This is a genomic window from Enterobacter sp. Ap-867 (assembly GCF_011752855.1).
Lineage (GTDB): Bacteria > Pseudomonadota > Gammaproteobacteria > Enterobacterales > Enterobacteriaceae > Cedecea.
The window spans coordinates 1-10,819 of record NZ_VWWS01000015.1 but is presented as its reverse complement, the minus strand read 5'-3'; the positions used below and the strand labels follow the sequence as shown (position 1 = coordinate 10,819).

The 10,819-nt window shown below is 45.2% G+C and carries 7 protein-coding genes and 1 pseudogene; 7 read left to right on the top strand and 1 reads right to left on the bottom strand.

Annotated features, from left to right (window positions below):
* The first annotated feature begins 486 nt into the window (after positions 1–486).
* A complete protein-coding gene (locus F3J26_RS22325) occupies positions 487–870 on the top strand; it encodes a hypothetical protein (protein ID WP_166996009.1) in 384 nt (127 codons plus the stop codon).
* 289 nt (positions 871–1,159) lie between these two features.
* On the opposite strand, the gene F3J26_RS22320 is transcribed toward F3J26_RS22325, so the two are convergent.
* Entirely contained in the window at positions 1,160–1,660 is a 501-nt protein-coding gene (locus F3J26_RS22320) for a hypothetical protein (RefSeq protein WP_008460567.1), read from the bottom strand.
* A gap of 227 nt (positions 1,661–1,887) precedes the next feature.
* On the opposite strand from F3J26_RS22320, the gene F3J26_RS22315 reads away from it, so the two are divergent.
* The 6 genes and pseudogenes from F3J26_RS22315 (at position 1,888) to F3J26_RS22290 (ending at position 9,796) form a co-directional block, all read left to right on the top strand.
* Complete coding sequence (locus F3J26_RS22315; RefSeq protein ID WP_008460566.1) at positions 1,888–2,616, top strand: fimbrial protein; 729 nt, start codon at positions 1,888–1,890, stop codon at positions 2,614–2,616.
* 54 nt (positions 2,617–2,670) lie between these two features.
* The gene (locus F3J26_RS22310) at positions 2,671–3,177 is read left to right on the top strand and encodes a CS1 type fimbrial major subunit (RefSeq protein WP_008460565.1); all 507 of its coding nucleotides are present in this window, start codon (positions 2,671–2,673) and stop codon (positions 3,175–3,177) included.
* A gap of 53 nt (positions 3,178–3,230) precedes the next feature.
* Positions 3,231–5,933, top strand: a complete 2,703-nt coding sequence (locus F3J26_RS22305) for a TcfC E-set like domain-containing protein (protein WP_166996007.1) — start codon at positions 3,231–3,233, stop codon at positions 5,931–5,933.
* 9 nt (positions 5,934–5,942) lie between these two features.
* The gene (locus F3J26_RS22300) at positions 5,943–7,094 is read left to right on the top strand and encodes a CblD like pilus biogenesis initiator family protein (protein ID WP_008460563.1); all 1,152 of its coding nucleotides are present in this window, start codon (positions 5,943–5,945) and stop codon (positions 7,092–7,094) included.
* A 491-nt stretch (positions 7,095–7,585) separates the two neighbouring features.
* Positions 7,586–8,684, top strand: a pseudogene (locus F3J26_RS22295) (IS3 family transposase).
* Between the two features lie 323 nt (positions 8,685–9,007).
* Positions 9,008–9,796 (top strand): glucose 1-dehydrogenase, encoded by a 789-nt coding sequence (locus F3J26_RS22290; RefSeq protein ID WP_008460557.1) that lies wholly within the window; start codon positions 9,008–9,010, stop codon positions 9,794–9,796.
* Positions 9,797–10,819 lie beyond the last annotated feature (1,023 nt).

Genomic DNA, 10,819 nt, shown 5'->3' with positions numbered 1-10,819 from the left:
GATTTTTTGTAGATGGTTTTCTCCGGTGGCTCTTTATACCGTAACTGGCGGAGCATATAAACAAGTCTTTCTATTTAATTGTTCTTTCATACTGCAGCATATAGATCTTAAAAATTAGCGGGTTAAGAATAATATCAGGGGGAGCTTAAGTAGATTAATCATTTTCATTTGAAAGTAAAATACCAACAGTGACATTCCTACTGGTTGAATAGCCAATCTGGATTGTTCTTCACTCTTTGTTAACACTGGGGTGCAAAGAGAGCACAATTTATGCTAAACTTCTTCTAAGGAAGACAGTGATTTATTTATCGAATATGTGCCCTGACATATACACAGATAAAAACGAATAATTAGTGCGCGATTTATATTAAAGGAAAAAAAATGACGGCTTACCATATCCATGAGGTTTTTTTAGTAAAAATCGCACACCTGCCTCTTTCAGACAGTTATTATCTTGAATCAGACCATTTAGTCTCATAAAAGACGATGATTTCATCTGAGAGACTGGGTTTGGTGCTTGCATTGCCATCTGCTTCAATAATTATATTTCTTATTATAGTTGTACTTTCCGGAAATAACTTTCAAGATCGTTTCAAACAAGTTAAGGAAAATAATCTAACTGTTTCAGTTCAGGCAGAGCATGTGACAAAGAAAAGTAAGGAAACGATTATCTGCTTTTACCTGCAGCAAAGTATGATTGGTGTTAAGAAAAGAACTTTTCTCAAGCAGCAAATGCTACAAGTAGCAGGTAAACTGAGAGCTATGGCACGACGTATCTCGCGTAATGTCCCCCCGTGCAAGAAAAAAATGTTCACATTGGTTACGCCTGGATTGATTTTCCCAGTCACTGGTAATCCGATATTACAATGATTCTGATGTAGTCAAGTTCGATAAATCCGAACAGTAACCTTCAGGCAAAGCGGATGCCTGACTATAGGTATATCAAACAACATGGGTCGATTCATTTGAAATGCATGTCTGATCACAGACCTGGTTGCAACTGGTCCGTATCGTACTGGATCATGTATCTTCCTCAGGGATATATTAATATCCATAAAATGAGAGATTGCCGCAATATAAATTTGGTTTGCAGGCAGTCTTGAAACAGGAGATGCCACTTTTGCTACCACTCATCTAGTGAAATGATGCCGCTCAAATTCTACCACATGAGGATCTCATTTAAGGTTTTGATGCCTAGTTTTGCAGCAACCCGTGAACGCATTCCATAGATGGTTTTGTTTGACACCTTATATCTCCATGCTTCCTCGTCCACCGTCATCAGGTTAAAAAAACATTTCAGTGTTCTGTACTCGGTAGCCGTCAGGCGTCCGCTTCTTTTTCTGCTCAGTGAGGTGAGCCTCTCTGTCATTAAACCTTCGGAACATAACTCAGGAAGTATTAACTGACCGGAGTTTAATACAAAGGAGTTTCCATTAGCAGATTTTAAATAATCTGCGACGGGGAGTAAGCTATGTTCCGTAATAATAAATGATGGCTGCATCCGTCTCATCTCCGCCCAGTTTGAAAGAACGATTTCTTTGAGAGACCACTTCGCAAGATTCAATACCATTATTTCTTCTTCTGGTGTTTTTCCTGAAAACAAATGAGCTAAACCTTCAGAAAAAAAACGGTCCCTAGCTGGGTAAACGGTCAAAGTCATTGCCTGATCCTTGTATGCTTAATGTTCGGATGAAATCTGGTCTAACCTGTTCATATTTTTAGCAACGATCGATCAAAATCCGGTAGTATGATAGGTATTGACTATCATGTATTGGATTTTGATCGTTATTTACGATCAAAATACTTGATATCGATCAGATTGTCTCTTAATATCCACCAGGAAAAGAAAAATTTATTAACGTAACCTATTGATTGGTAGGTAAGTAAATGGAATTAAGAGTTTTCAGGCTGACGTTACTCGCAGTATCCGCATTTTTCATGCAGATAAATCCAACCTCAGGTGCAATGTACGTTTATCCCATGGAGGTATCTGTAGGTCTTAAAGGAGCCAGCCAGATAAAAGTCATCTCCCAGGACAATGATGTTCAGTTTATTAAAGTCAGTCTCAAGCAGATATTTCAACCCGGGACAGCGCAGGAGAAGGAGAAAACTAGTGATGCGTTTAGTGTTGCCGGACTGATTATTACGCCGCAAAAGATTGCGCTCTCTCCTGCAAGTGAGCGAGTGGTCAGACTTGTTTCTGTCATGCCTCCAGAAAAGGAAACAACGTGGCGTGCTTATTTTGAAAGCGTAAATGAAGATAACTTTATTGTGCAGCAAGGCGATTTAAAAAAATCGACAGCAACCGCAAGTATCGGCGTTAATGTTGTTTGGGGCGCACTTATTCACGTCGCGCCTGAAAAAGTTCAGGCAAGCCTTTTATTTATCGATGGTAGTGGCAAGGTGTTAAATAATGGCACAATCCGTATCCCGGTAAAAGAAGTGGGGGTTTGTGACCAGTCTGGCCAGTGTCAGTGGATAAAAGTGTCTGCAACCATATATCCGGATACAGAGGCCCGCCTGGCGGGGATCACATTCTCACGCGATAAAAAGTATCGTATTAAATACGTAAACTGGATAACAGAAAAAACCGAAGAAATCTCTTTGTCTCTATAAAGAGACTATTACTCCGTCCCCGACACCAGGGAACAACAATATAAGGAATGTTCGATGAAAACTCAGATTAAAGTTATTTCATTTGTCAGCGTGCTTGTCACTACCTTCAGTGTGAATGCTGTCCAGCGTGATATTACTGTCACGGCAAATATCGACCCTACGGTCGATGTCACACTTGCTGATGGATCACCTCTGCCGTCATCTATCGCCATGCAGTACCTGCCAGGCAAAGGTCTTGCCGCCCATAAAGAGAACATCAAGTTCTGGTCCAATACTGCGGACCGTGCGCTAAACGTCAGCCTGGCAAATACACCGTCGCTCACGGATGCGAATGGCGCTAACCCTATTCCGCTAAGTGTGTCCGTCAATGGCACCGCCCTCTCCACGACGGCGACAAGCCTTGCTTACGCCACCACATTCCCAAGCGGGATTACGAATGGCTCGTCGACCATGCCGTTGGTTATTTCACAGACCACGCCAGGCGCAGTTTCTGCAGCAGGGACCTATACCGGCATTGTAAGTCTTGTCGTGACCCAGGCCACTGCAGCAGCGGGCGGCTGACAGAGATAAGAATAATGACAGGGGAAACCCTGTCATTAGACAGGACTTCATGGATGAATATACGATTCACGTTTCTGGCCGTAATGATAAGCGCGTATTCAGTCTCTCTGACGAGTAATGCATCATTGCGCGTACCCAGGGGATTTGAAGAGCTGGCCCGGGGTCAGACTATTCTCACGGAAGTCTCACTGTACGGACAATCGCTGGGGGTTTTCAAGAGCTGGGTGGATCTTGAAAGCATCCAGTTCATACAACCGGACGCGTTGATATCTTCCATCCTGAGGGCATATCCGGACAACCCTCGGCTCAGCATCATGCTGCATAAGTCTCTGGATAAACCGTTTCGCCGCAACAGCCAGCTCTCCTGCAGTACGGGCGGTAACCAGCCCGGATGCGATTTTCTGGACACTCAGACGGTTGACGTTATCTATGATGAAAATAATGGCAGGATAAATCTTTTTATTGCCCGGGATTATTTGCCAGCTAAAAAGCAGGACAATATTTATTACGACGTAAGCGCAGAAAGCCGTAATGCGCTCATTCATCAACAAAATGTCAATTTCGTTGCGGACAGGCGTTATCAGTCTGTGTCGCTTCAGGGTAACGGTACGTTGGGCGTTAGCGACGGGGGTTATCTCAACCTTGACTGGAATCTTCAGGGGCAACGTTCAGGCAATCAAAGCACGCATGATGTATCCGTCAATAATGCTTACATCAGGCAGGATTTTTTAAAGCGGATTTATGTGCAGGCAGGTGTCATGGACGCCCGGGACATATTCAGCAATACCGGGGGGAATATCAATCTCAGTCAGTTACCCCTGGGTAAAATTCGTGGCGTCAGGACGGGCTCGACGCTTGCATGGATAAACATGGATAAGGTCTCAACCGGCACGCCTGTCAATCTGTTTCTCTCACGTGATGCGAGAGTCGATGCTTATCGGGAAGGACAGCTACTGGCTTCATTTTATTTAAAAGCCGGTGCACAGATTCTGGACTCCCGGGCATTCCCTCAGGGAAGTTACACGCTTACTTTACGGATTTTTGAGGATAACCAGCTGGTAAGAACAGAAACAGTCCCTTACACCGGGCTGGGAGAACTTTCATCCCGCACGTTACAATGGTTTATTCAGGCGGGAGTACCGGACGCGGACGGGATCTTCAGTGAGCGCACCGACAGGCAGGTCGTTCAGGCCGGGCTGAGGCTGCCGGTGAGCAATAACCTCGCTCTGACCACTGGTTCAGCTTTTTTCAATACTGCGCGTTTCTGGGAAAGTGCGCTGGACTGGGCGCACGGTTTTGATTCCGGATGGCTTGACGGGCTTCTGACGTCGAGAGTCAGCTATCTGCACGGAAGCGAAGGCTCAAGAGGTAATATTCAGCAGGCAAATTACAGCGATGGTTTTTCGCTCAGTTTTTATCGTAGTGCAATGACGGCCCCGGAGTGTAACAGTCAGGGACTTCATCGCTACAGCATAAACGGTTGCTACAAGAGTAGTAGCGTGATGTTTTCTGTCCCGCTGGATAAGTGGTATGCCACACTCGGATTTGCCCGCAACAGTAACCGGGGGCGGTATGTCTATCGCCGGGATATAGCTGATTTTGACCCGCGTGACCGGACGGCTGTTCCCTGGGAAAGAATTTATCAGACTCACTCTGAAAGCCGGACATGGCAGGCGGGCCTCACGCGCACGATTAATCTCAATGAGATTAATATCACATCAGGCATCAATGCCTTTTTTCGAAATGACAGCGCATTTAATGCTCCGGATAAAGGCATGTTTATTACGCTTTCGTTCTCTGCAAGCAGGAATGGCGTGGACGGAAAGCGAAGTACATTTTCTGGCGGAGCAAACTGGCAGACCAGTAAGCGGGGTAATGACGGGCTGGGTTATAACATTGCTGCCAGTCAGTACAGCGATGAGACGGGGGAAAACGAAACAGGTGTGTCGCTTAACGGCGTGAATACGGGCACGCTGACCGCTTCAGCTTATGGCCGTATGGGGGGGCAGTACGGCGCGGGGTCCCTGACCGTCAGTGACGCCTGGGACCGGACAAGTGGGGAACATCTGCTCAACGGTAGCGGTAATTACAGCTCCTCCCTCATCCTGGATCGGGATGGGCTGGCCGCTGGCCGCTGGGGAGATGGAACGCCTTCTTCAGCAATAACTGTGGGTGTTGAACAGCAAGACACCCCAGAAGTATCGCGGGTAAATGTCTCTGTGGACACCGGTGGAAGGAGTGAGGTGAGAGGCAACAGCAGGGCGCTTTTTACTGTGCCGGGTTACAGGGAAAACCAGTTTGACGTCACGGAGTCCGTTGCCTCCCCTGAGGGAATAAGCAGTGAGATAAGCCGGGGTACCGGAGCAAGAAAAGTCTTCATGACTCCAGGAAAGGTCTTTAACCGGGCTGTGAGCGTGCAAACGCGCTACACGTGGCTTGGCCAGTTGCTGGATAACAACCGCCACCCACTTGAAGGGGTCATCCCGCTTAATGTGATGGCATGGACGCCTCTGGGTAACGGAAGTTTTACCCTTCAGACGACGAGAAAGGTGGAAAAGTTGTACGTTGTGAAAAACGAATCCTACTGGCAGTGTGGGATGAAGGTCAGCATGATGAGAGATGTTATTCGTTATGTCGGGGAAACGAGGTGCCAGCGTACAGATCTTGCAAGGCTGCCTGCGGCAGAACAAAAGCAGGTTGTTCTGATGACTGCAGGGTTAAGTGATCATACGAAAAATACCGCTATGAATAATTAAGGCGTAAATATGTATTTTAAAAATGTTTTACTATACTTAATCTCATTTTTATCCATTGTTTCATTCTCTTGTAAAGCTATTTACGAGCCACCGATGAACAGAACTACAAATCTTACAGCTGAATTTGATAAAAACTCACTACCTGCTTCTTTAATTATCTGGAATGCTTTATCAGGCGGTCAGGATGATACTAATGGACAAAAATGGGGAAGAAATACACTAACCTGCCTTAATGCTACAGACACCACATATGGAGCTTGTGCGACTACGTCTTCGTGGTGGTACAACTCAACAGACAACAGACTTTACGTAAGACTGTCTTTTTCTCTTAAAGGAAGTTCAACTAAAGTTGATTTAAATATTACGCCTATAAAACAATGGAATGTTATTTCTGGAGGTTGTGCAGGACAATCCAAAAACACCCCTGCTTCAATGACTACTGGCTGCGATAATGCTTTAATCGTGACCAGTGATTTCACTTACAGCATTCCGCAAAGTGAGCTTGCCAAACTCTCATCTCCAGGCACCTGGACCGCTACGTTGAAGCAAAATTTACGTTTATGGGACAATGGATATGGAATATTGGGTGTTTGGAGTGCGGATATATCATTGACAGTGACAGACCTTAAAAGTCAGCAAGTTTATTTCCCAACATTCCCTTATTCAACCCCCCAGGTAAATCTTAATTTATCCAATCGCACTGGCACTAAGAATACACAAAGTATGAGCGGTAAGTCTGTATTAGATATGTGTCTATATGATGGGAAAAACTCGACAAGCTCTCAGGTTAATATGATATTCAGCGACGAGAGAGCGAGTGCTCCAGGAAGGCAGCCTGGATTTTTTTCTGTTTATCGAAATGGCGCTGACAAAAGTCAGGCTGAAAACAGAGTTGATTACCAGCTTAGCGTATTAAACCCTACATCCGGACAGTCACAGATTATAAGTAATGGAGCGGAGGTTTTATGGAAAAATACGAATGAAAGAAAAATTCAGAGACAAGTTGTTATTCCCGGTGTTTCGGGTGTTTCTTTATGCGTGCCAGCACCATTAACATTTACAACACCGCAATTCCGCTTTGCCGATAAGTCAGCAGGAATATATAGTGGGAAACTCACTGTTATATATACACCATCTACCCAGTCTAATTTAACTAACTAGAGCGTACGTTAAATACGACGAGCTATTGCAATAAATGGATTTCTATTACAAGGTTCGCTATGCTGAGCAGATTTACTTACATTATTACAAATAACTTTAGCTATGGACGTGTTTAAATGATAAGCGTTATTGCAAGGGTGACTAGTAAACCATAAAATTTCTTAGTGGACGGTATAATAGGCATTAGCTCTCAAGTAGAGAGAGTATATAAAGGGTTATAATTTGGATGCTGGTCGCCTTTTAATCATCTTTCCATGGTGGGTGGAGAGCTTAGCTGATGGATGTAGTTGCAGATAAAAGTACCGTTGTGCCAATCGAATACGGCTAAAACGAACTCTCTGATCGGCACTTGCAGGTAGACTGGTGCAGGGCTGGAGACAAGGTTGCGCTCTACCTTTTTCTTTAACGCGAATGACCTTCCCCCTGAAAACAGTGCCAGGCTAAACTGAAGTCTCCGGTCTTTCTTCCATCTCAAAGAGAGGCACACCGCCATGAAAAAGACCCGTTATACCGAAGAACAGATAGCCTTTGCGCTGAAACAGGCCGAAACCGGTACTTGCATCGGGGAAGTCTGCAGAAAAATGGGCATTTCTGAAGCCACTTTTTATAACTGGAAGAAGAAATTCGCTGGTCTGGGCCTGACAGAACTGCGTCGTTTGCGGCAGCTGGAGGATGAAAATCAGCGGTTGAAAAAGCTTGTCGCTGACCTGAGTCTGGACAAAGAGATGCTGCAGGAGGTACTGAAGCAAAAGTTCTGAGGCCGGCTCAGAAGCGTCAGGCGGTACATTTCCTGCGGGAAGCTTACCGTATCAGTGTCCGGCGGGGATGTGGACTGCTGATGCAGAGCAGAACCGTTTACCACTGGCAGAGTCGGCGGGATGATCGAGCGATTACCCTTCGCATCAGGGAAATAGCGGAAACCCGGATCCGCTACGGCTGCCCGCGTATTCATATTCAGTTGCGACGGGAAGGCTGGCCTGTTAACCACAAGAAAACACACAGAATCTATTGTCTGGAAGGACTGAACCTGCGGAGAAAGCGTCCGCGCAGGCATGTCAGTGCAGCGCATCGCCAACAGCGCCCCTTCCTGACCGGTGTCGATTAGTGCTGGAGTATGGATTTCGTGTCGGATAATCTGTTTAACGGACGGCGTTTTCGGGTGTTAACTGTAGTGGATAATTTTAGTCGTGAGTGTCTGGCGATCCACGCAGGAAAGTCGCTGAAGGGCGAGGATGTGGTCGCTGTGATGGAAGCATTACGCTTACTGAGTAAACGCCAGCCTGTGCGTATTCAGACAGATAACGGCAGCGAGTTTATCTCGAAGAGCCTGGATAAATGGGCGTATGAAAATGGGGTGACAATGGACTTCTCTCGTCCAGGAAAGCCGACAGATAACCCGTTTATTGAATCATTTAACGGTAGTCTGCGGGATAATGCCTGAACATTCACTGGTTCCTCTCACTGGAAGATGCGCAGAATAAACTCGACAGCTGGCGCAGGGAATATAATCATGGGAGAACGCATTCATCATTAAATGACATGACCCCGGCTGAATTTATCCGGAGCCTACAAAAAGACGAAGATCTCTGATTTAGCACTGCATTGATTTTGGGCCAGGGTCAAAAACCCAGAAACCTCAAAAAGTGCGTGGAACTAAAACGGGTGTACTTACACCGGGACTTAACCCGGCACGGCCACGAGCTTGCGTATATAAAGATCTGTTGCTAATTTTTCAGGGTATTCATTGGATTACAGATAGCATAAATTGAAGAGAAAATCGTTATTCTGGCGGTCAAAAACGTACATTGTTGCCGGATCATACCCAGCATTACGTTCCCGGCCCCTGAATAACAGAGACAGATGCTGAAACGGTGATGTTTCATTCAGGCTAAAAATGAATCAGGGGGTTATGTATGTTTACAGATCTTCAGGGAAAAGTGGCTGCAGTAACAGGCTCCTCAAGAGGAATAGGGGCTGCAATTGTTACCCGCTTAGTTGAAGAAGGCATGAATGTCGTCATCAATTATCATTCAGACAAAGAAGAAGCGCAGGCGCTGGCTGATAAACTGAACGGCCTTAAGTCGGGAAAAACGACCATATTTGGCGGTGATATCAGTGATGAAAATACTGCCCATGACTTCGTTACGGCTGCGATAGATCATTTCGGAAAACTGGATTTGCTGATTAATAACGCCGGGATTGAAACTCAAAACCCGACGCACAGAATAAGCCTTGATGACTGGCGCAGGATCATTGACGTCAATCTTACCAGTTTTTTTCTCACCGGGAGATCTGCGCTTAACTACTTTTTAGAAAACGACATTAAAGGCAATATTATAAATGTGTCATCTGTTCACGAGATCATTCCCTGGCCGACTTTCGCCAGCTATTCTGCCAGCAAAGGGGGAGTACGTATGCTGACTCAATCCCTCGCGCTGGAATATGCTGCAAAGGGCATCCGGGTTAACGCTATTGGGCCGGGTGCTATAAACACGCCCATGAATCAGGATAAAATGAGCGATGAGACGTTACGTGTGGAGCTGGAAACGCTTATTCCAATGAAGTATGTCGCTGAGCCAGAGGTTGTTGCAAATGTTGCCGCCTGGCTGGCTTCAGACCAATCAGCCTATATTACCGGGCAGACCATTTTTGTGGATGGCGGGATGACGCTGTATCCCTCATTCCAGGGTGGGAAGGGCTGAATCATGAGTGAAGTGAAATCTGTCACTTCACTCTTTCAGTCACCGCATAAGCGGTCTCAGAAGTCCTGAGACAGAATAGTCGTCGGGCGTTTCTTCACAGACGAGTTACGCGCTGTGACAACAATTTATCGACTATATCTGCAAAATTGGCAGTAGAGGCAATAAATACGCTAATACCGCGCGGGATAAGAACAATGCTTATGTAGTACGCTTGTTATCTTGCCAGCCTGTGTCCGCAGAGGCTCAGGCAGTTACAGCTTTCCGCACCTTTTGGAAGTACACTGTAAGATGGTCAAGTTGTATACCTTAGCGTAATTGCTGGACTGAACGTACCGGCTCTGAAAGTGGTGCGTGGAAGACCAGTCTGATGAGATACATCGTCTCTGATGGTGAAAGAGTCAACATTGCCACAGAACGTTTATATTCATCTTTGTTTAAGACTGAAAGTCAGTTGCATCAAGACAATCATTTTCTTTTATAACATGTATATTCTGGTCAGTTGCAACTAAGTTTTGCAAGGTATGAGTGAGCTATTTTAAAGAATAAACAGGATGATGGGTGTCATCCACGTCATTCTACTTTCATTTAACGTAAATATTATGCCAAAAATATTTATTTCAAAAAGCAGTCTGGAAGTGAATGCAGCAATTATTTAATGCGTTCTGTGCACAAAAAAATAGAATATATCCTCAGCCCAGGGTATTCTCGATTAAAATAATAGGGGTATTCGTTGATTAACTATATATCAGCAGATGTTTCACCGTCGGTAATGCATTTTAAGTCATAAAGGTTTTATCTGAAAGCTGTCCCGTTGTTGGTTGTGAATCCGAGGGGATCGCAGCTATATATTCTGCAATCAGGAGTCGAACTTTGTTGTAAAAAAGGTTTTTAAACTATTTCCCAGGTAGGGAGACATACATTCTATGCAATATGCACGAACGATGACAAAGAAAGACTGGCTTTATATTCTCCGACAGTTACGCCACAAAGAGTCACTGCAGAAAATCATAGATAAAAAAAACT